Source organism: Candidatus Moraniibacteriota bacterium (assembly GCA_016699875.1).
GTDB lineage: Bacteria > Patescibacteriota > Minisyncoccia > Moranbacterales > UBA1568.
Genome location: CP064989.1, coordinates 844779 through 867563, shown reverse-complemented (window position 1 = coordinate 867563; position 22785 = coordinate 844779). Strand labels below are relative to the sequence as shown.

21 protein-coding genes and 1 tRNA gene are annotated in these 22785 nt (G+C 49.9%); all 22 read right to left on the bottom strand.

The features are described 5' to 3' along the window. Nucleotide 1: 1 nt before the first annotated feature. Nucleotides 2-631 carry a hypothetical protein gene (locus tag IPK84_04170; GenBank protein ID QQS15535.1) on the bottom strand — a complete coding sequence of 210 codons (630 nt, stop codon included), beginning with the start codon at nt 629-631 and terminating at the stop codon, nt 2-4. Further along, nucleotides 582-1022 carry a hypothetical protein gene (locus IPK84_04165; GenBank protein ID QQS15534.1) on the bottom strand — a complete coding sequence of 147 codons (441 nt, stop codon included), beginning with the start codon at nt 1020-1022 and terminating at the stop codon, nt 582-584. The genes IPK84_04170 and IPK84_04165 overlap by 50 nt, the downstream gene beginning before the upstream one ends. Beyond that, nucleotides 1019-2473, bottom strand: coding sequence for a type II secretion system F family protein (locus IPK84_04160; GenBank protein ID QQS15533.1), 1455 nt, complete (start codon nt 2471-2473; stop codon nt 1019-1021). Before IPK84_04160 ends, IPK84_04165 begins: the two co-directional genes overlap by 4 nt. After that, nucleotides 2470-4128, bottom strand: a complete 1659-nt coding sequence (gene tadA / locus IPK84_04155) for a Flp pilus assembly complex ATPase component TadA (protein QQS15532.1) — start codon at nt 4126-4128, stop codon at nt 2470-2472. The genes IPK84_04160 and tadA overlap by 4 nt, the downstream gene beginning before the upstream one ends. A gap of 53 nt (nt 4129-4181) precedes the next feature. Continuing rightward, nucleotides 4182-4556: a response regulator gene (locus IPK84_04150; protein QQS15531.1), complete on the bottom strand. Its 375-nt coding sequence runs from the start codon at nt 4554-4556 to the stop codon at nt 4182-4184. An 83-nt stretch (nt 4557-4639) separates the two neighbouring features. Further along, a complete protein-coding gene (locus IPK84_04145) occupies nt 4640-5992 on the bottom strand; it encodes a GIY-YIG nuclease family protein (protein QQS15530.1) in 1353 nt (450 codons plus the stop codon). After that, a complete protein-coding gene (locus tag IPK84_04140; protein QQS15529.1) occupies nt 5989-7023 on the bottom strand; it encodes a YvcK family protein in 1035 nt (344 codons plus the stop codon). The genes IPK84_04145 and IPK84_04140 overlap by 4 nt, the downstream gene beginning before the upstream one ends. 53 nt (nt 7024-7076) lie before the next feature. Continuing rightward, entirely contained in the window at nt 7077-9647 is a 2571-nt protein-coding gene (gene uvrA / locus IPK84_04135) for an excinuclease ABC subunit UvrA (GenBank protein QQS15528.1), read from the bottom strand. 83 nt (nt 9648-9730) lie between these two features. Then, the gene (locus tag IPK84_04130; GenBank protein ID QQS15527.1) at nt 9731-9886 is read right to left on the bottom strand and encodes a hypothetical protein; all 156 of its coding nucleotides are present in this window, start codon (nt 9884-9886) and stop codon (nt 9731-9733) included. A 370-nt stretch (nt 9887-10256) separates the two neighbouring features. Then, nucleotides 10257-10535 carry an MGMT family protein gene (locus tag IPK84_04125; protein ID QQS15526.1) on the bottom strand — a complete coding sequence of 93 codons (279 nt, stop codon included), beginning with the start codon at nt 10533-10535 and terminating at the stop codon, nt 10257-10259. Further along, nucleotides 10532-11503, bottom strand: a complete 972-nt coding sequence (locus IPK84_04120; protein ID QQS15525.1) for a tRNA-dihydrouridine synthase — start codon at nt 11501-11503, stop codon at nt 10532-10534. Before IPK84_04120 ends, IPK84_04125 begins: the two co-directional genes overlap by 4 nt. 79 nt (nt 11504-11582) lie before the next feature. Next, nucleotides 11583-11840: a hypothetical protein gene (locus IPK84_04115; GenBank protein QQS15524.1), complete on the bottom strand. Its 258-nt coding sequence runs from the start codon at nt 11838-11840 to the stop codon at nt 11583-11585. Nucleotides 11841-11925: 85 nt separating this feature from the next. Further along, nucleotides 11926-14436, bottom strand: a complete 2511-nt coding sequence (mgtA, locus tag IPK84_04110; protein ID QQS15523.1) for a magnesium-translocating P-type ATPase — start codon at nt 14434-14436, stop codon at nt 11926-11928. Between the two features lie 256 nt (nt 14437-14692). Next, nucleotides 14693-16717 carry a ribonuclease J gene (locus IPK84_04105; GenBank protein QQS15522.1) on the bottom strand — a complete coding sequence of 675 codons (2025 nt, stop codon included), beginning with the start codon at nt 16715-16717 and terminating at the stop codon, nt 14693-14695. Nucleotides 16718-16734: 17 nt separating this feature from the next. Further along, the gene (locus IPK84_04100) at nt 16735-16875 is read right to left on the bottom strand and encodes a hypothetical protein (GenBank protein QQS15521.1); all 141 of its coding nucleotides are present in this window, start codon (nt 16873-16875) and stop codon (nt 16735-16737) included. A 259-nt stretch (nt 16876-17134) separates the two neighbouring features. Next, nucleotides 17135-17218: transfer RNA gene (locus tag IPK84_04095), tRNA-Leu, on the bottom strand. Nucleotides 17219-17343: 125 nt separating this feature from the next. After that, complete coding sequence (locus IPK84_04090) at nt 17344-18378, bottom strand: bifunctional phosphoglucose/phosphomannose isomerase (GenBank protein QQS15520.1); 1035 nt, start codon at nt 18376-18378, stop codon at nt 17344-17346. A 39-nt stretch (nt 18379-18417) separates the two neighbouring features. Then, complete coding sequence (locus IPK84_04085; GenBank protein QQS15519.1) at nt 18418-20049, bottom strand: hypothetical protein; 1632 nt, start codon at nt 20047-20049, stop codon at nt 18418-18420. A 157-nt stretch (nt 20050-20206) separates the two neighbouring features. Then, nucleotides 20207-20425, bottom strand: coding sequence for a preprotein translocase subunit SecG (gene secG / locus IPK84_04080; protein QQS15518.1), 219 nt, complete (start codon nt 20423-20425; stop codon nt 20207-20209). 85 nt (nt 20426-20510) lie between these two features. Continuing rightward, nucleotides 20511-21617: a rod shape-determining protein RodA gene (rodA, locus tag IPK84_04075; protein QQS15517.1), complete on the bottom strand. Its 1107-nt coding sequence runs from the start codon at nt 21615-21617 to the stop codon at nt 20511-20513. A gap of 29 nt (nt 21618-21646) precedes the next feature. Beyond that, the gene (locus IPK84_04070) at nt 21647-22186 is read right to left on the bottom strand and encodes a GrpB family protein (protein ID QQS15516.1); all 540 of its coding nucleotides are present in this window, start codon (nt 22184-22186) and stop codon (nt 21647-21649) included. A gap of 59 nt (nt 22187-22245) precedes the next feature. Then, on the bottom strand, nt 22246-22761 hold the full coding sequence (locus IPK84_04065; GenBank protein ID QQS15515.1) for an HD domain-containing protein: 516 nt from the start codon (nt 22759-22761) through the stop codon (nt 22246-22248). Nucleotides 22762-22785 lie beyond the last annotated feature (24 nt).

Genomic DNA, 22785 nt, shown 5'->3' with positions numbered 1-22785 from the left:
TTCACGGAAGCGCGCAGCAGGTATCCGCCGACGGTCCTCCTATGCAAAGAACATCTCCGCCTGCCTCATGTGTCTCGCCATTGTGACCGCACTGAACCGTATTCTGCCGACACGTTCCCTGGCTATAGCCAAGCGGAATAACAAATTCCGTACACGAAGACGAGGCAGCAGAACCCTCCTGCCAATGGGTAAAACGCGAGGTAAGAGATACCTGACCGATCCGACTGGCATTTTGCTGCCAAGAAACCGTTACTTCGACATCCTTCCGGTTCATACCCGCCGAACTAATGACAACTTCTCGCGTGAAAATACCGTTTGTATCGGAAGAGCCAGAGAAATTCCATTGTCCTCCGGATACTGCAAGTCCGTATGTGCCATTAGAAAGATTAGTAAAGTTCGCATCACGAATATTCCGCACCGCTTCAAGCCCTTCTTCCGCAAAAAAGACTGCTCGCGCTCGATTCCCCGCGAGAGCGGTCGACTCTTCGCCATAGAGATACACCCCCACCAAGGCTGTCACCAGGAGCGAGAAAACTGCGCCCGAAAGAAGCACTTCCACAAGCGAAAATCCGCGGAATTTCTCAGTAATCAACCATGCCCTTGGTATTGATTGTGATGGTTCGTGTTTCATTGGCGGAAGAGGTGAGTGTTACGGTGCCGGTCGCCATTGGCATGCCGGTAAACTTCGCGAAAATTGCCTCGGACATCCCTGACGGAACAATGCCTGTCGGAACGGGAAAAAACTCATCGAACGAAGCGTCCCGAGCCGCATAGCTCGCCCCCTTAAAAAGGGTGACGCCTCCCGATTGAATGCGCACTCCCCAACTAGCATCGCCGTCCGATGCCTGCGCGAGCACCGTAGCACGACGATAACTCTCCGCTATAGTCGTTGCCGCAATATCCAAATCATTTCTTACTTGAAACGATTGATAGATCGGCACGGAAATACCCGCAATCGCCGCCATAGCCGCAAGTGAGAGCATGACTTCAAGCAGAGTGAAAGCATGGGCCGACGATCTCATGGCGATTGTTCAGTTACTCTTTCCACATAATCTCCGGACACCCAGCCGGACTCTCCATTCGGCAAGACAACCGAGAACCAGCCATCCCGTTCTTCCGTATACGAGAGCGTATCGCCCGGAACCACCTTCCCCACCAGCGCACCCGACGCCGCAGGGATATCGCGAACATTCAAGTATCCAACATTCGTTTCTTGCACGCGAATCACTGGCAGAACATTGGGCGTTTCTCCCGACAATGCAGCACCGGTCTCTGGAATTGCTTGCGGTTCGGCCAACGATCCGCTTTCCGGGGATTCGGGAGAAGAATTGACCGAGAGAGGCTGTTCGGTAGTTGACTGCATAGACGCTGTCGAATCTTCATTCTGGTTGAGTCCGCCTACCAGACTGTAGATCGGAAGAATAACCGCAAGCGCCACTCCGACCACTCCGAGCCATACGAGAACCAATAGGATCGGCTCCAAAATAACCGTGAGATTTTTCGTCGTCGCATCCGCTTTGCCTTCGTACGTCGATCCTATCTTCAAGAATGTTTCCGGAAGATTTCCGGATCGTTCAGCCGCAACGATGAGTTGTTGAATAGGCCGAGATATTCGACGGTCTCCGCGACGCAACAAAGCAAAGCTTTTTTGAAAAGAGTTTCCCGCTTCAATAGAATTACGCAGATACAGAAAAAGTTTTCTGTACGGGACAGAATCAGTCGCTCTCACTAAAGAGTCAAGAGACTTTACCACCGGTATTCCCGCGGAAAGAAGCGTCCCCAAAAGAAATCCGAACCGCGCCATTTCAACCTCCGATATCAACTGCTTTACTCCGGGAATGAAGAGCAGAAAGTACTGTCCGATAACCTTGGTCTTCGGGAAGAAGAATGCGAAATAAAAAAGTACCGCAATCACGATCGACCCCGCTGGAAGCACCTTCCAGCCGGACGCATTCAGAAACACGCCCACACTAATCAGTGCTTTGGTGATCCACGGAAGAGCAATCTTTAACTGTGAGAATACCAACGCGAGTTTCGGCAAGATAAACCATGCAATACCGATACCGACAACCGCTGTCACTAGGAGCACAAAGATCGGATACGTCATTGCCGATCGAAGTTTGGAACGGAAAAGCCGATCTTTTTCTTCTTCAACCGATACTACTTTCAGATTCTCAACCAGCCTTCCGGATTCTTCGCCGATGCGGACAAGCGATACTACATGTTCTCGGAACAATCCGCTTCTTTCCAAAGCTGCCCAGAGCGTCAATCCGCTCTCGATATCAGTGCGCATCGAGAGAATAGCGCGTTTCATTCGATGAGACTGCGTTTCTTCGGCGATCGCATCAAGCGCGCTCGAAACAGGCATACCCGCCGACACAAGCATGCTCAAATTCTCAACCAAATAATCCAACTCCTTCCCCAATCCAACCGTGGCGAATAGGCGATGAGATGCCGATGTTGCATTACTCATACATTTGGCGGCTCAGCGACACGGAACAACTCCTCTGCAGTAGTAATGCCATTCTTCACCTTAAGGACGCCGTCTTCAAACAAGGAAAGTGAACCTTCCTCTCTTGCCAACTTCCATATTTCTTGCGTCGACGGTTTTTTCACAATAAGATCCTGCATGGCAGGCGTGATACGTATGCATTCAAAAAGCGCCGTTCGCCCTTTATATCCCGTGCCGCTACACAGAGCGCATCCCTTTCCTTCATAAAATGTGGCCGACTCCTCAGGGAAATATGTCGTCAAAACAGACCGAGATACCGCGCCGAGCTTTCCACTGAGAACAGACGCCGAAACTCCCGATCGGCATGCCGCACATATCTTTCGTACCAAACGTTGCGCTACGATGATATCAAGCGTCGAGGCTAAGAGAAACGATTCAATGCCCATATCAACCAGCCGAGGGAGTGCTGTCGCTGCATCATTCGCGTGAAAGGTTGAGAGAAGCAAATGTCCGGTGAGTGCCGCATTCACTGCGATTTCCGCTGTTTCCCGATCACGTATCTCCCCCACAAGAATCGTATCGGGATCTTGACGGACAATCGAACGCAAGCCCTGAGCAAATGTCAAGTTCGTTCGCGCATTCACTTGAATCTGATTTATTCCTCTCACTTTGTATTCGACCGGATCTTCGATAGTGGTAATGTTCGCATCGGGGCTATTCAGAAGTTTCAGCAATGAATACAGCGTCGTTGTCTTCCCGCTTCCCGTCGGTCCCACGACCAAGATCATGCCGAACGGCTTCTTGGCAGACGTTTGCAACACTTCCTGATTCTCGGAAGAAAGACCGATATCTGCCAACGAGAGCCCCTCAATATAGGAAGAGAGCACTCTCAACACTGCTTTTTCTCCCTCGACAGTCGGGACAATCGAGACCCGCATATCAACCGCTCCATCGCCTTTTCCATACCGTAGCGATCCGTCCTGTGCCGAGAAGTGCTCGTCGATACGCAAACCGCTCTTCACCTTGATTCGATTCAATAGCGTATCGTAGTATTCTTTCGGAAGCGTTCCGGCATTTTGCAAGACGCCATCGATACGAAACCGAATAACCACACTACTCTCATTCGGCTCAAAATGAATATCCGATGCCCGAAACTCAACCGCATCTTCGAATATCTCCTCCAGAAATCCCGAAGCAACCTGGCTATTATCTTCAAGAATCTTTGAGAAGCGCGTCTCGAGCGATTTCTTGTAATGAATAAAAAGTGACTCGATGTCCTCCGGAAGTGAATAAGTTGTAACAATTTTCTTGCCAGTAAAAATCGGGGCAATCTCTGAAATCATCACCTCTTCTCGAGGAGAATCTGTTGCAATGGTAACAGTGTCTTGTTTTTCGGAAAAAACAACCGCGCGATATTTCTTTGCAATCTCTTCGGGAATTCGCCTCACCTGCTCCGGTGAGACAGATGCGGAATTCAAATCGGAATACGACACACCGAGCGATTCGGCAATCGCCTGTCCCAAAAGATCCTTGCTCATCAATCCCTCCTCTAAGAGAAGCTTCGTCAGAGAAATTCCCCGAGCCTCCGCTTTTATTTCTGTCTTCCGAATATCGTCCTGCGCCACATAACTCCCCTCGAGAAGAATCCTCTTGATGTCCTCCGCACTGATATCCATAAAATCCCTCTTTTTATTTTTGCTCCCTCAAGAAAACCGATCCGGAGAAAAACTCATGCCTCTTCGAACACGTACTTTATACGTTCGACAATTTCAGCGACAGAGATATCCGATTTTACCAAAAAGCCCGATGCGCCAAGAGTTCTCGCTCGTGACTCATCTTCCGCTTGGCTTAAATTGGTCAATACAATCACCGGCGTCGTATTGCCTCGCTCCTTCAGTGCCGAAAGCACGGCAAACCCATCCACCTTCGGCATAACCAAATCCGTCAGAACAAGATCGAACGATTCCTTCTGCAAGAGAGACAGCCCTTCTTCGCCGTTCACGGCGGTTTTCGTCTCAAATCCGACATGCGTCAGTTTTAATTCCAACGCCCGAGACAACGGTTTCTCATCCTCTATAATAAGAATTTTTTTCGTTGCACCCATAATAGGAATCTGTAAGAAAATACAAAGAAATTCTCTGTTACCGTCAGTGTAGCAGGTGAGCTGGAAACAGACAAAAAATCAGATCACTGTCTTAAGAAAGCCCGTCCTCTGCGCTTCCGATGAAAAGAAATTGCAAATCGGTGCGCCTCGCTATTGGCAAGGAGTATGGATTCTTGATGAGCCATTCGCTCCTTTCTTGGTCCGAGCACCCCCTTTGGCCGATGATGCTCGTCTTTCAGAACAGAAACAATCGGGATATCAATCGAAAAATCACGCAATACCGCTTCGGCTACATGTCTCTGAAGGTTTGACCCATCAACGACAATGAGTGTCGGCAATCCCCACTCGCTGTGTTTGAAGCGGCGCCTCAATACTTCTTCAAGTGCCGCCAAATCATTTCCGCGCGCCTCACCTCGAAGAATAAATTTCCGATATGCTTGATTGTTGGACTTTCCATTCTCCACCACTGTCATCACGCCAACCGTATCCGTTCCGCCCAAGTGTGCCACATCGTACGATTCTATTCTCTGTTTTCCTTCCGATTCGCCGGAACGCTCAGACGAAGAAATATCGAATATGCTTTTCTTCAAAAGCGCCACATCTTGAATATGCGAAAGTGCAAAGAGCGTTTTCTTAATTTCGCTTGCACGCTCAAATCGAAGCGCTCTCGCCTCGGATTTCATTTCGCGTTCCAGCATACGCACGAGAGTCGATTTCTTCCCCTCGAAGAACAAAATTATATTTCGTATCGTCTTGCCATATTCCCGCGCCGATATATCACCCGTGCAGACGCCGGGGCACAATCCTATTTGCGAGTTAAAACACCCCCTCACATCTCTCCTTCGTCGAGAAGCATGACGAGCAGATTTGATTGCATCTTCTTTGCTTGCAGCATTATCAAACGGCGTGCAAGTATCCCGAAACGGAAAAATTTTCCGCACAATTTTCACCGCCTCCTTGAGCGACCCGCCGCTCGGGAACGGTCCGAACATCGCCCGAATCTTCATTCCAAATTCTTTATTCTTACTTCCCTCTTCCGCATTCGATATTCGATCTTCCAATCTTCTACCGCGTTCAATAAGCACTCGCGGAAATTTCTCCTTCGTGATCACAACATGATTCCAGCTCTTGTCATCTTTCGCGTCTGTATTGTACGGCGGCCGATGCTTGTGAATAAGATTTGCTTCAAGAAGCAGTGCTTCGAGCGCCGAGTCGGCTTCTTGCCATTTGATATCCGTCGCAAGTTCAAGCATCCGCACAATTTTCGGTCCGCGTGTCAGGAGCATGTCTTGCATGAAATAACTTTTCACCCGATCCCGAAGCGACGTCGCCTTGCCGATATACAGTATCCGCCCCTGTTCGTCCACGAAAAAATACACCCCCGGAGAGTCGGGCAACTGTTTTCGATATTGATTTTCAAACATTTCAATATTCATACGATATCGTGAATAACGCGCTTCTTTGAATCAAAATGGACCAAGAAAGCAATTGCCTGCGCCAGACGATCCGGATCGTGGCGAATAAACGAGCGTGTCGTCGCGATTGCGTCGCTTCCCTGCGCAACCGGCGCGCGATCCGACACGATATCGGCGCGGAGCACGCGGTACGTGCGAGAATCATCTCCTTCCCGATCAAAGTCAACCAGCATGCCTTCTCCTTCCTGCTCTTCATATTTCCGAATGAGTTCTCCGCTGGGCTTCCGCGCATTCCAGACAACGAAATCCACACGGCCATGCCCGATATACTTCTCCAGTTCCCGCACAAAGTCCCCGATATTCCAGCCGCTCGTATGCCCGCGCTTATTCGTCAGGTTGGCGACAAATATCACCCGCGCCGACGCATCGCGTATCGCTCTTGCGCAGCTCTTGATGAGCATATTGGGCAAGAGGCTGCAGTAAAAATTCCCCGGTCCGATCACAATCGCATCCGCCTCGCCAATTCGTTTCAAAGCAAGAGTGCTCGCCCGAACCGGCTTTGCAAAAGAGAACTTTTCAATGCCGGACTCCTGCAATGTCTCCGCATGATTAATCTCATTTTCTCCTCGCAATATCGTTCCATCGGAAAGTTTCATCTCGAGATGTGCATCGTCATCGGTGACGGGAATCACTTCACCGCACACATTCAGTATTTCCATTGCCCGCTGGACGCCTTCTGAAAAATTCCCCTCCATCTTCTCGAGTGCCGACAAGAACAAGTTGCCGAAACTATGCCCCTTGAGTCCCCCGTCTTCGAAACGATAGTTCATGAGTTCGCGCATCTTGTCCGACGACTGCGAAAGCGCCACGAGACACTGCCGCACATCGCCCGGCGGCAATACCCCAAGCTCATCACGAAGCACCCCGGTCGATCCGCCGTCGTCCGCCATGGAAACAATTGCCGAAAGCCGAAACGGGTGCCGCTTCAATCCCTGCAGCAACGTAAAACTCCCCGTCCCCCCGCCAATTGTCACAATCCGTTTGGTCTGCATAGCACCAAGAAATCTACGAGAAATCACAGAATAAACAAAGGTCTATGGGTATATTACCGCGCGTGTTTCAACACCCGTTTCAAATATATGCCCGTGTGTGACTTCGGATTGTTGGCGACTTGTTCGGGAGTGCCTTTCCCAACGAGGCAGCCACCGCCTGCGCCACCTTCGGGGCCGATATCGAGGATATAATCGGCGCTCTTCAAGATATCCATATTGTGTTCAATGGTTACGACCGTGTTTCCCTTTTCGACGAGCCGGTCGAGAATTTCGATAAGCTTTCGCACATCCTCATAATGGAGCCCGACGGTCGGCTCATCGAGAAGATACATCGTTCGTTGAAGATTGGGGCGATAGAGTTCGCTCGCAATTTTTATGCGTTGCGCCTCTCCGCCCGAGAGCGTCGTCGCTGACTGTCCAAGTTCGAGATAGCCAAGCCCCACGTCAAGGAGCGTCTGTAAGCGATCCGCAATCGCGGGAATGTCCTTGAAAAATTCTCGCGCTTCTTCGACGGTCATCCGAAGAACATCATAGATACTTTTGTGCTTGTAGGTCACTTCGAGCGTTTCCTTGGTAAAGCGTTTCCCGCCACAGACATCGCACGGCACGTACACGGTCGGCAAGAAGTGCATCTCGACCGCAATCTGTCCGTTTCCTTCACACGTCTCACATCGCCCGCCCTTCACATTGAATGAGAACCGCCCCGATCGCCACCCGCGCAAGCGCGCTTCCGGAGTCAACGCAAACATATCGCGAATATGCGTCCACATGCCGGTATAGGTCGCCGGGTTGGAGCGCGGTGTCCGCCCGATTGGCGACTGGTCAATCAGCACGGCGCGAGAGAGATATTCCGTCCCCGTGAATGAAGCGCAATTTACCGTCTTCGGACTCCGATATCGCCGATCAAGTCGCGCACGAAGATTTTGATAGAGAATCTCATAGAGAAATGATGACTTGCCAGATCCGGACACGCCAGTAATCGCCACGATGCGCCCGAGCGGAATATCCGCATCCATATTCTTGATATTGAATGCCCTGCCACCACGAATCTTTACCGCACCCTTCTCTTTCGTACGCCGCCGCTCCGGCACCGGAATAATCGACTCGCCACGGAGATACGAAAGCGTGAGCGACTTCGATTCGTTTTTCTTCGCCGTCAGCAATTCTTCGAGAAATCCGGATACCACCACTTCGCCGCCATGCACGCCGGCTTTGGGTCCGATATCGACAATATAGTCGGAAGCGAAAATCGTATCTTCATCATGCTCAACGACGATAATCGTATTGCCGAGATTGCGCAACTCAACGAGTGTCTTGATGAGACGATCATTGTCGCGCGGGTGCAGACCGATCGTCGGCTCATCCAATACATAAAGCGCGCCCACCAACCGACTTCCCAGCTGCGACGCCAGACGAATGCGCTGCGACTCGCCGCCCGAGAGCGTATTGGCGCGGCGATCAAGCGAGAGATACTCAAGTCCGACATCGAGAAGAAACTTCAAGCGGCTGCCGATTTCCCGGAGAACCACCGCCGCAATAGCTCGTTCGCGATCATCAAGCGCCGCCGTATCGAGAAACGCCTTCGCTTCGCCGATCACCATGCCGGAGAATTCCACGATGTTCTTGCCGCATACCTTTACCTGAAGCGCCTCTTCGCGCAAGCGGCTCCCATGACACACCGGGCACGGATCGCTTCCGAAGAAATGCTTCGTACCCAGTCCGTTGCATTCCGGACACGCGCCATAGGGAGAATTGAACGAAAACAATCGCGGCTCAACCTCCGGATATGAAAACCCGTCGTAGGGGCAGGAGTATTTCGACGACAGAAGTTTCTCATCTTCGCCGATCACGACTTTGACGAGTCCTTCCGATTCCTCAAGCGATCGTTCCACCGCCTCACGGAGACGCATCGCCGCATCCTCGCTCCACATCGTACTCGAGAGTTCCGACACAGGTATTGTATCGACCAAGAGGTCAATAGTATGCGCCTTGTGTTTTGAGAGCACGACGCGCTCGCGCAGACTCTTCATCTCGCCATCAATTCGAGCTTCTGAAAACCCTTTGCCAAGCGCATCATAGAGAAGCTGATAGTATTCACCCTTCCGCCCGCGCACCACCGGCGCCAGAATACGAAGCGATTCCTTCGTACTCGATGCCGCCGCTCGCTCCGAAATGAATCCGATCATTTCGTCCGTCGAAAGTTTGGAGATTTCCCGCCCGCAGAGAAGACAATGCGGCCGCCCGATGCGCGCGTAGAGCACGCGCAAGTAGTCATAGATTTCGGTAATCGTCGCCACAGTCGATCTCGGATTGGATGAGCGCGATTTCTGATCGATCGAAATCGCCGGCGAGAGCCCTTCGATTTCGTCGACATCCGGCTTCTGCATTTGGTTCAAGAACTGCCGCGCATATGCCGAGAGCGACTCGACATACCGCCGCTGCCCCTCGGCGAATATCGTATCGAAGGCGAGCGAAGACTTCCCCGACCCCGAGAGTCCGGTAAATGCCGTCATCTTTCCTCGCGGAATCGACACGGTGATATTTTTCAAATTGTGCGTCCGCGCCCCCTTCACCGTAATCCACTCCTGCGGCAAATGCGCCTCGACTTTCGCCTTTTTCGGCATAAAAAACACGCTACAACTGATTGAACAGTGTAGCGCAATTATACTCCCAAGACAACACTCTTATTGGATTTCCACCTTAGTTTTCATTCTTTCGACAGCCGACCATTTCTTAGGATTCTCCTTTCTTTTTCCGTCACGCGCGGTGTATTCGGATCAAACGGCTTACCCGCCTGCTCCTTCGCATATCTGTACAGGCTGTCACTTACATCAATTACGACATTATGAGACGATATCGGCACTGGCAACCTTTCAGATGAACGCTTTCAAGGAATTATTTGAAACCGAAGCCTCCCAGAACCTGAGAGGGTGTTCGACTTCACAAACGGGATAGAAGGAGCAACATCTTGATTAATAGAGCAAGAAGACCGATAATGCCGCTCCAGTGCTTCTAGTAGTTCACCAAACCCATACCCAGAAAAGGACTTGGCATCTACCATCCCATCTCGAATACCAACAAGTATTCGGTGGGTAATATCAGGTCTTTTTTCTGATATTTCGCCTATCACTCTTCCAAGATCATACAAAGAATTTTCATCCAACCCAAGCAAGCCACCATAAAAGGTACTCATGAAACACTCCTTTCAGTTGGTTAAGAACAGTAGTCGCACATTAACATTCTCGCACTGTCTTGTCGAGATCGAAACGTTCCTCCTGCAATATCTCCCGCTTCTTCTCCGCACCACGATTGTATCCGCCAGTGCTTCCATCGCTTCGGACGACGCGGTGGCATGGAATACTCGGATCATAATTCTTGTTGAGAATATTTCCGACCGCACGAAAAGCACGTGGACTCCCCGCACATTCCGCTACCTGTTTGTAGGTCATCGTCTCGCCTCTGGGAATCCGCGCCACCACAGCGCGCACCCGATCAGAAAAGGTTGCTTTCATATGGTTGTTGCGTGTAGAAAACTTTCAACAACACTCGCCACTTCATCAGCGTCTCGACAGAGCATCAGTTGCACACGAAGATCCGACGCATTCGAAAAGCCGTTCGCATACGCTTTGTAGTGTTTCTTCATAAGATCGAAACTCTTGGTACTCCCCCAGGTTTCCTCATAGAGGCGCGTATGCTCGACAAGCGCCCGGATTTTTTCTTGAACGGTTGGAATTTTTCCGTTTTTTTCAAATGCCCACGGATTTCCAAATATTGCGCGACCCATCATCACGCCATCGGCGCCCGTTTCATTCGCCTTTTGCTTTGCATCGGCGAGATCGCGCACATCACCATTACCGATGACAAGCGTGTCCGTACCTCGCGCGAGCGAAACCACTCGCGCGACATCGTCCCAACGGGCTGGCACATCCGACAGCTCTTTCTTGGTCCGCGCGTGAATCGTGAGCGCGTCAAGCTGCATATCGAGCAGTGTTGGAATCCAGGTGTCCACTTCATCGCGATCGAATCCGGTTCGCGTCTTCACCGAAAGAGACATCGAGGAACCGGCAGACATGATACCTTCTCTCGTAGCGCTGATAATATCGCGCGCAAGTTCCGGCGTTCGGATGAGTGCGGCGCCCGCGCCCTGCGCCACCACCGCTTTGTCCGGGCACCCCATATTGATATCGATGCCATCAAATCCAAGCGAAACAACGAGCCGCGCTGTCTCGTAGAAATGTTTCGGCGTCGCTCCAAATACTTGCGCTACGATCGGCCGCTCGATTTCTGTAAAGATAAAATCCCGCAGGAGAGCTTCGCGCCCGCGTGAACATATTCCGTCACACGACACAAACTCTGTCCAGAACACATCCGGTTTCGCACGTCGCGCAATAATTTGCCGAAACACCGTATCCGTCACTCCCGCCATCGGCGCAAGTGCAAAGAACGGCTTCGGCAACTCCTGCCAAAAATTCTTCCTCATAGTCAAGACAGTGTACGCAATTCCTCAGTAAAACGCAAAATCAAGACCCTACAAGATTCATCCTGCAGGGTCCGAACATTCATTCACCAATAGACATCAATTCATCAAACATGCCGTTACTTTTTGCCCATTCCTCTAGAGTGACTTGAGATTTGTCTGAATTAAGCGTGAAACTCGGAACGTCCTCTCCAATATCATCCGATCTGACTGCGCTCATGAAGCTGCCAGGCGTTGCGCTGTGGTATACCGCCAGCAATTCCCTCCAACGATCCAAGTGCCAAATCCTTCCAAAAAACAGGTCTCCAAAAAAATCAAAAGGAACAAATTGTGCTTGCATATCACACCTCCTCGAAAGTGATTGGGATTCCCCATGCAACACTGTAACATAGTCATCATCCACCGTCAATGGTTGGATAGCAAATTCAACCTTCCAGACGAACGGTCTTTTCGAAGATGCGCTTGGCAATTTCAACCGAGAGGAGATAAGCGATCGTGATGCCAACCACTGAGAGAAAAACCGGTATCGGCAGAAGCTCGAAACCGAATATGCGCCCAAACGGCGAAAGCGCGATGAGCCAGCCGGTTGCAACGACAAGAAGCGCATTGGCAATGAGAAATCCTCCCGGCACGCTTCGGAAAAACGGGATGTGCCTCGTGCGAACAATGAATATGACAAGCACCTGTGTCGCAAGCGATTCCAAAAACCATCCCGTTTGAAAGACACCCTCATTGAGTCCAAAGAAAAGAAAGAGCACACCAAATGTCAGGAAATCGAACACTGAACTGATCGTGCCAAAGATAATCATGAATCGGCGTATGCCACTGAAGTCCCACCGCGCAGGACGCGTGATAGATTCTCGATCCACGCGATCCATCGGCAGTCCCACCTGAGAGGAATCGTAGAGAAAGTTATTGAGAAGAATCTGCTGCGGACTCATCGGAAGAAACGGCAAGATAGCCGAGGCGCCCATCATCGAAAACATATTGCCAAAGTTCGATGAGATCCACATGCGAATATATTTGAGTGTGTTTTGAAAGGTCTTCCTTCCCTCCTCAATACCGTCTTTGAGCACCGAGAAGCTCTTCTCGAGGAGAATAATATTCGCCGCATCCTTGGCAACCGGGACCGCATTCTCAACCGATATACCGATGTCAGCGGCATGCAGCGCCGTTACATCATTGATGCCATCGCCCATATAGCCGACCACCGTGTCAGGGAGCGTGCGAAGCGCTTGAATAATACGCTCTTTCTCTGCCGGCGTCACACGGGCAAATATCGTGGTCTTAAGCGCGAGTTTTGCCACTTCTGACTCAGACAGCCGATCGATATCTTTCCCGAGTACGGTTCCCAGAACCGGTATACCGATATCCGCGCAGATTTTCCGTGTCAGCGTATCGCTGTCTCCCGTAAGAATCTTTACCGCGACACCAACATCGGATAGCTCGCGAATGGTTTGCATCGCATCTTTCTTTGGCGGGTCGAGAAATGCGGCAAACCCGACAAATGTCATGTCCGACTCATCAGCAGCATCGTAAGTGTAATCATCAGCATCGAGTGTCTTCGTGGCAATCGCCAAAACGCGAAACCCTTCTCCGAAGAGAGTCTCCGCCGATTCCCGAAGAGCTCTCTGTCGATCTTCATCTATCGCCACGTCTTTCCCGGCAATACGGATAGACGACACGATGGGAAGCACGTGCTCTGGAGCGCCCTTGGTAGTCAATATCTTCTTGCCGCGATTCGCCACCACCAGAGACTCACGACGCCGCACAAAGTCAAACGGCACTTCATCCACTTTTTCATAGGAGGATATATCCGGCTTTCCGTGTTCCACAATCGCCCGATCAAGCGGATTCTTAACTCCTGTTTGATAAGCACTGTTGAGATACGAATAAAAGAATACCTCTTCAGAGTCATGTCCATCTCCGTCGATGTGCTTGATGAGCGTGATCTTGTCTTGCGTAAGCGTTCCTGTTTTGTCGGTACAAAGCACCGTCATGCTGCCAAAATTTTGTATGGACGAAAGATTCTTAACGATAGCATGCTTCTTTGCCATGCGTACCGATCCGCGCGCGAGTGAAACCGAGAGCATGACCGGTAGAAGCTCAGGCGTCAGTCCGATAGCGATTGCAATTGAGAATGTCAATGACTCGATAAAGTCTCGTCCCAGAAGCGTATTCACCAAAAGCACCAGCCCGACCAGTACAAAGTTGAGGCGCATCACGAAGAGACTGAATCCGCGAATATTCCGTTCAAAATCAGTCTCGCTTTTCTCCCGGGAAACACCCGAGGCAATTTTCCCATATTCCGTCTGTGCTCCCGTCAAAGCGACACGAACGGTTGCAAATCCGGACACGACACTTGTGCCCATAAATACTCGGTCGTCCCGTTCAGTCAGGCGTTCCGCCTGCGTTCGATTGCCCAGCGGACGCTTTTCCGCCGGAAATGATTCGCCGGTAAACGCCGACTGATTAACGAAAAAGTCTCGAGCTTCAAGTACGTCCGCATCCGCCGGAATGAGACTCCCCGCAGAGAGGAGTACGATATCGTCCGGAACAAGACTTCTGGCATCAACTTCTCTTTCTTTGCCGTCGCGACGCACGCGAGAGAGTGTTCGCACGCGCTCCGCAAGTCGCTCCACGGCACGCTCCGACCGGAACGTATTGGCAAAGTCGACAACCGCCGAGATTAATACCATAGCAAAGATAATCGTCGCATTGGTTCGCTGCCCGAGAAAGAAGAAGGAAACGAAAGAAACCGCCAGGAGAATAATGAGAAGTGGACTCGAAAACTCCCTGAAAAATGCAAGAACCGGGTTTATACGCCGGCGAGGTGAAAGAACATTCTCGCCAAATCGCTCCAAGCGATCATGCGCCTCATGGGATGACAGTCCGAGAAGCAGCTCCTCAGGCGAAGAGGGTTCTGATTGTTTCATAGAAAATTGCAAAGAGATGCCTCCAGTATATCATTTCAGAAAATTCGTACGTAAGCCTCCGTAGTTGCCTAACGTATCCCTTGTTTCTGTCATCCCGATCGTAACCGAGAAATCTCATAGCTACTACTGAAGCATAAAGACCGCCATTCCATATGGACAGACATCACCGCCCATTCGGAACATTGCTTGAGACAACAAAAGGGGTTCGACAGATACATCGAAACCCCCTCTATTTGCATACGCTGTCGTTCAATGCTTATGCCTCGACAATAACCGGTAAGACCATCGGTCGGCGCTCGGTCTTTATGAAGAGAAACTGTCCAACGGTATCACGAATATTGTTCTTCACAAGATTCCAATCAAGTGACGTGTCTTTCGACGTAGAATCTTTCACAATTTTTGTCACCTTTCGTTTTGTCTCATTCACCAAATCAAAATTTTCTTTTACATGAATAAATCCGCGCGACGTAATCTGTATCGAACCTATTATTTTCTTTGTCTTCGAATCGATGACCACTGTGATAACGATCATGCCGTCCTGAGCGAGCATCTGCCGATCCCGCAACACCACATGTCCGATATCGCCGACGCCGAGCCCATCAATGAATACATAGCTTGAATCCGCCTTCTTTGGAAACACTTTTGCTTCGCCTTTCGCCACTTCGAGAATGCCTCCGTTGTCAAGTACGAAGACCCGATTCTCCGGAAATCCGATTCGACTCGCAATCTTTGCCGCCTCCTTGAGGAAGTAGTGATTGGCATAGACCGGCAAGAAAAATGTCGGGCGCACCTGCCGGAGCATCTCTTCGATACCTTTTGCCGTCGAATGCCCGCCAATATGAATATCAAGATGAATACCCTGCGCATCGAGCGTCTCGCTATGAAGCACGTTGTCGCACTTTCGGTAGAGATTGTCCTTGAGCCGCTGTATACTCCGCTCATTTCCCGGAATCACCGATGACGAAAATACAATCGTGTCCTTCTTCTGCAGCTTGATAAATCGGTGGTTGTCCGTGACAATTTTCGAAAGTGCTGCATTAAGTTCGCCCTGTGCTCCGGTGCAAATCACCAACACCTGATTGTCCGGATACTTATGAATATCATTCACGGTAATGATAGTCTCCTTCTTCGCCTTGAGATACCCGAGCTCCTTGGCGATTTCCATGTTCATCTTCATGCTGTAACCCTCGAGCGCCACTTTCTTCCCGATGCGCTCGGCATATTCGATGATATACGCGATACGCTGCACTTGTGAAGCAAACGTCGCGAGAATAATGCGTCCCGGCGCACTCTCCAAAAGATGCTGCAAATTCCGGTGCACTTCCCGCTCCGACGGCGAATCTCCGGACTTGAGCGCGCCCAGACTTTCAAGCATCAGTATTGTAGGCTTGGGGAGATCGGCAAGATGCGTATACGTAATCGGCTTGGGATTGATCGGGTCCCGACCAATAGTCCAGTCACCCATGTGAATGATCGATCCCTCCGGCGTCTCGAGAACAACGCCCACCGCATCCATGATAGAATGTTCTACCTCGAAGAACTTCGCCCGAAAGACGCCCAGCTGTATCACATCGGCCAGCGAGCGAACTGGCACGATCTTGAGACGAGAAGTGGAACCCTGTTCATGATCCTCCACTTTTCGTTTGACAAGAGCAATGGTCAAATCGCGACCGATAATCGGCGGGTAGTTCAATTCTTTGAGAAGAATAGGCGCCGCGCCGATATGATCGAGGTGCCCGTGCGTAAAAATTACGCCGCGGATATTTTTTTCCTTCCCCCTGAGATAACTGATATTCGGCACGATGTAGTCGATGCCGGGCATGTCCGCCTCCGGCCACTGCACACCCATGTCGATAATCACGATATCGTTTTCATATTCGAATATCGTCATGTTTCGACCGACTTCCTCCTGACCGCCAACAGGAATAACACGAAGCAGTCCCTTACCGATAGGAGGCACTGTCCCGCCCTCGTTCCGATCAAAGAGAAACGGCTTTGGCTCCCGTCGCGACGCCGCAAACTTACGTGCGGTTTGTTTCGACATTGATACGGTATCATCCGACGCTTCCGCCGAGCGGTTGACCGATCTCGATCTATTGGCATGCATTGATTTTCTCGGGCGATCCGTGCGACGATTCCCTGAATGAGGCATCGGCTGGCTCTCTCGGGATCTCTCCGGTCTTTGCAAGCGCGCTCCCAGCTGGTTCGATGTTGCCATATCCGATGCGGCAACAAATTTCCGATCCCGCTCGAAAGAGATATTGCGAAGTGGCTCTGCCAAAAATGATGAGATAGATCCTAAGTCAAGTGGTTTCCTTCCGGACTCACTTGTTCGACCTCCGCTGACATTGTGGCGGGAAAAACTTCCCCGATGATGATTTCGAGAGCCTGACGCTTCGCCGGATCGATCCGAACGAATCCCCTGTTTATTTTGATCATTTGCGCCAAACGATCTCCTTCGCGGAAAATTCCGCGGACGCCTCGAGCTCCCGGGAGTAAAATCGCTCGAAGCGGGAGATAAAGATGATGATTCTGTCATATGCAAAAAATAAAAACTGCAATTACCAAATGAAAAAGCAAAAACACTGTGAGAGCCGCACAAGCATGCGACAAAGAAGGAAGAAGAGTATCTGCCATCGACCAGGCATACACTCGCAATTCCAAACATTTTAGCACAACAAAGTCATTGCTATCGGTGTGGGGATAGAGAGACTCGAACTCTCACTCTCTTGCGAGAACTGGCTCCTGAAGCCAGCGCGTCTACCAATTCCGCCATATCCCCTTACTACCTTTCTTTATCCAAAGAACCGACCCGGATCAGGGGCGCACTCATCTACACCATCAATGCACAATAACCTAACCTGCCACACACAAAATATCCCGGATACACGAAGCTCTCTCCAAAAACTATGCCAACGATTTCTTGAGCTCCTCCACCATATCGACCGGCGTCGGATCAACACCGTAACGCAGTGCCAAATAGTACGACGCCCAATCACCAAGAAAGATCATGCGAAACATTTTCGTAAAAACGCTTCCCTCGCCCATATCTATTGTTTCCGACGATACGCCGCGACTCTCAAGAATTTTCGCTGTAACTTCAAATCGCTTCCGCATCTGCGCGTTTCCCTCACTGTCGAGCAGCAAGATGAGAAAAAACTTCCCCTGAGGATTCGTAAATCCCACCATCTCGTTGTGATTGAGCTCGGGAAAGAAATTCCAAAACGCAGGAGTTTTGGCATTTTCGTTCATTTTTATTTTCCAAATCATGGCAACGGATTTGTATCGCGTATCCGCATAGATAACCGGTGTCTTCCCGACAATCTTCTCAGCAAGAAGTTCTCCTTGTTCCTCGAGATGAGCCATTTCCCGGGAAACCGCCTCAGCTTCGCCAACAAGCTCATCACAGGTATCCGTCACCATTCCAAGCTGTGCCAACACTCCAAATATCGCCCCAAAGAAGTACCCTGTGCCGACGCGCGGCTGGAAATTCTCAAACGGAATCGGGAGTTTGATGTGCGGAATATGGTGTTCGCGACAGAGTGCTTCTATTCGACCTCCAGCCGATATGCCCACCGACGGCAGATTTCGCTTCAGCGCCTCCTCGAACGCGGCGACGGTTTCTTCGGTGTTGCCGGAATATGAACAAATAAAATTCAGACACCCTTCTTGATATGCCTCGTGAGGAAGACCGTAGAAGCGATTCTGATAAATAGCAATTGGATGCTTCCCATCAAAGCGACGGAAAAGATCCGCCAAATAAACACGCAGAAGATTCCCCGGTAACGCCGACCCACCCATACCGGAAATCTCTATCGAGGAATACGTCCCCGATACGAAAACCGCCTTCCCCAACTCAAATCCTACACGAAACTGTCCCGGCGATTCAATCAACATTCTCCGAAAATCCGACGGATCGGCATTCTGCATTCTGTCTGTCATATTCTTGTATCTTTTGAAGGCGTAGAACCACACTCTTATTTATTTCTTCACCCGTTTTGTGCTCATGTACCAGTGTGCTACATCCTGAAACCGGGATGCCGGAGTATTAATTGCCTGAGCGGAAAACCCTTGCACACTCTTGCGTTGTATATACACGTACCGCGGTGAATAAAGAAACACCGCCGGCATTCTCGCGGCAAGAATCTCCTGAAACTCGCGGTACATTCCGGAACGGGCATCCGCATCAAGCTCTTCACGGGCATTCGAAAGCAACTCATCCGCTCGCTTATCAGAAAACAACGCGAAGTTATGCTCAAGCTCGCCCGTTTGACTCGAATGCCAGAATGAATACGGATCCGGCTCAAACGTTGTAGCAAGCCCGTAAAGCAATGCGGAGTAGTCTCGCGATCGAATCGTGCGCTGAGCATCGGAGACATTCTCCAGCACCGTCACCGTTATGTGAGCGCCAATAGCATTCCATTCATTCTCTATCATATGTGCCGTTTTGACAAGCTCATCCCAATTGGGCGTCGCAATATCAAACTCCAGATGCACACCATCCTTCTCCCGCACACCATCATCACCAAGCGTCCAGCCAGCATCTTCAAGTACTCTCACCGCTTCATCGGGATTAAATGACGATGCCTCGCCGGCAGCGGAATATGCTCCGGCAGCTGGGGAGAAAAGCGAATACGCCACTTCCCCATGTCCGCCAAGCACATCTCGAACCAGCGCCTCCCGATCCGTTGCGAGCGCGAACGCTCGTCGAATCGGCTCCTCAGCAAGCGCCGCATTCTTCTTCTCATTGAGAAAGACAGCGAATACACGCGGCTGAGCAATATCATGCACCACGGTGTCCTTTTGCTCTCGTATATCGCTCGGGAACGACTCGGGAGTCACATTGCTCACCGCAAGTATCTCTCGGCGACGATACGCCGAAAGAGCATCCTCTTCGCTCCCATAAAAATAGAGCACTACCTTCTGAAGAAATGGGACACCCTCAAAATACTGCGGAAATGCTCGGAGCTCATAGGAGAGAATCGTACCATTTGAATCCTTCTTGAAACCTTCGACACGGAACGGTCCCGACCCGACGGGATTCAGGTTCGCATCAGCCAGAGAAAATTTCTCCGGAGAAATACCGTCCCATATATGCTTCGGAACAATGCCAACGGTAAGGTTTTCAAGAAAATCAAAATATGCCTTTTTGAGGGTGAAGACAACCGTCAGATCATCATCGCCTTTCGAAACCTCGACGCCTTGCCAATTAGCTCGGAGCGGGCTTCGATAAGAAGCATCTTGTATCGTCCGAAAAGTAAACAGCACATCGTCTGCCGTCACGTCTTGCCCATCGTGCCATTTCACCCCTGAATGAAGTTTCACGACATACTTCTTCCCATCCTCCAAAAGCTCGTATCCTTCCGCAAGGCTCGGGCGAATCTTCCCGGCATCGTCATAGGAAAAAAGACTACTGTATACGAGCTGCACCATATCCGCATCCACATCCGTTGCCTGCACAAGTATGGGATTAATGCGCATCGGTTCACCGACAATTCCCTCGGTGTACACACCGCCCTCGGTCGGCACCGGCTTTGTCAGCGACAGAAAAAGCATTGCCAACCAAGTAAAAAGTCCGGCAAAAACAACAAAAAGAAGCGCGAATACCGTCATCTTCTCCCAGAAACCGATCGTTTCAAGAAATATTCCCCACTTCTTTAGAGAAAAGAATTGAAGAGTTGGAACACGAATACGCTCGAATTACGGATTACACCGCCCATCCTCCACTAGAGAGGGTAGCGACCCCGAAGTCAAAAGTCAACCGAAAGGCCTACAGCCTCTGCGTCAGATAGGCATTAAGTCCGGCAAGAAAAACAAACAAAAAGGCAAGACCCGCTGACGCAAAAAGCAAAAATTTCTCAAAGCCCCGCTTGGCATAGTAATTCCCTCCTCCGGAAGAAACGCTCATCCCGGAACCTCGACTCTGCAAAAGTATCGAAACAATGAGAAGCAGAGCGACGATAACCTGGACAATAACAAGAACTCGCATAGAAATATCGAAAAAAGGGATACCGAGCAAGTATACTCAAAAATGACAATGATGTCAAGGATTCGAAACAAAACTGCTTATCGCATTATACTCCGGACCATTCATGCGATTCATGCTCTCGCCTGCGCGAGACGATATTTTGGACAATAGCCATACCAATGAAAATCGAGAGAAGCGAACTTCCGCCATAACTCAAAAGAGGAAGCGGGATGCCCGTTACAGGAAGAACACCGATATTCATACCGATATTTACCGCGGTTTGTATAAATATCATGGAGGCAATCCCCATGCCGAGCAAAAATCCGAAATTATCCCGAGCAAGAAGCGCCGCCCTTACAACACGAAATAACAGCACTCCAAACAGGAAAAGCACCAACGCCGCCCCGATAAATCCAAGCTCTTCCGACACAACCGCATAGATAAAATCCGTGTGTCGTTCCGGCAGAAACTGAAACTGCGATTGCGATCCATGTCCCAGCCCTTTGCCGCCGATACCGCCAGATCCAACCGCGACCAATGCCTGGAAAACATTGTATCCGCTCCCCTGCCGGTCCTGGTCCGGATGCAGAAAGGTCGAGATCCGATCCTTTTGATATGGTGCCAAGAAAAACCAACTGACCGATATGACAATTGCAAAGAATGTCCCCAGCAAAAGAAGGTGTTGACGCCGTATCCCAGAAACAACCACCATAAAAAACCAAATGCCCGCTAGAACCAAAGCACTTCCGAGATCAGGTTGTCGCAATACCAAAAACACAAGAATTGATGTCAGCACGAAAGATGCAAAGAGCCGGACAAAATCTCCCAGTTCGCTGCGTTTCTGCGAGATAAAGCTCGCCAAGAATATAATAAGCACGATTTTGGAAAACTCAACCGGTTGAAATTGAAACCCGAAAAACTGCAACCATCCGGACGTTCCGCGAATCGTACTCCCGAAAATCAGCACGAGAGCGAGAATTCCTATGGCAAGAAAATAGAGCGGCGTGCTCAATTTCGAAAGATGCCGATAATCAAAAAGCGGAAACGACACAAGAATGACAGTGCCAATCGCTGCAAATACCGCCTGCCGCACGAAGATATGCTGCTGCGGAAACCCGCCAGACAGACTATATATCGTCAAGAGCCCCACCCCCAGCAACAAATACGTCGCCGAAAGCAGCACCCAATCCCCTTGGAAAAACCGTCGAAACATATGGGGTTAACAAATGAAAGCCAACCCTTTCACTTGGATAAAAACTCTGCATTTATTTTGTCTTGTAGCACTTTCATCCACACATCTTTGTATTTTCTATATGATCCATAATCATCCGGATATTTGTTTGCCAGTTCAAACTTTAGAGCGCTGTACTCACTCACTATATCTTGATGCGTCCGAAGATAGTCTCGTAGCTGCAACATTTCTCTCACATGGGGATGATCTTTTTGAAAAATATGGACATTGCAGATACGAACACCGTCTGATTCTTTTGCAAAAAGTCGCGCTCCCTTGGTCACATACTCGCCAAGCGCGTTATAACCGGAACTCTCCATATTCTCCTTCAACCTATCCGCAACTGAAACATTTTCCACAAGAATCAAAACATCTACAGTCCGCTTTCCGGCAAGGCCTGGAACAGAAGTACTCCCGATATGTTCGATAGAAATCGCGTCATCAGTAAAAATCGAGCGGAGTATATTCTTCTCCTCACCAAATACATCAGCCCAAGCTGGATTATACGGAATAATTTCGTATTTTCTGTTTTTATGATTTGAAATCGACATATTGGAAAATATCATGTAATCTTTCCAAATTCCCCTATATCACTCCTCGTCTCACCATATTATCTCTCTCGCCAACTCTTAAGTTCCAGAAAAATATCATCGGAGAACTCCTGAGGCTTGTATTCGAATATTGCGTCCGCATTCCTCCTGCAATAGTCAATCTGATTGTGATTGCCGAGCCGAGAGTACCATCTGAAGCTGTCGAGAATATCTGCCGTCTTTACAATAAGGGCATCCTCTCCATTCTGAACACATCGACGTATAAGCTCTCGGGTCTTTTCAGCCTTATCTTCAATCGAATCATCTTTCGTACTTGCAAGTACGAGCTGTGTTATCGCCTCGCCAAATTTATTCACCAGCTCTTCCTTCGTAACGCCAGCAAACTCAATCGCATCATGAAGAACACCTGCAATAACGGTATCGCGAGGATACCCCTTCTCATAAAGATATGTCCCGACTCGAATATTATGGAACAGTACAGGCTTCCTCGATGACTCATCAGCAACCGATATACGATCCGCCAGAAAACGTACCGCTCGTTCAAATTCCACGGCAAGTTCTATTTCATCTCTCATAAAAATAGTCAGCTATATTATATC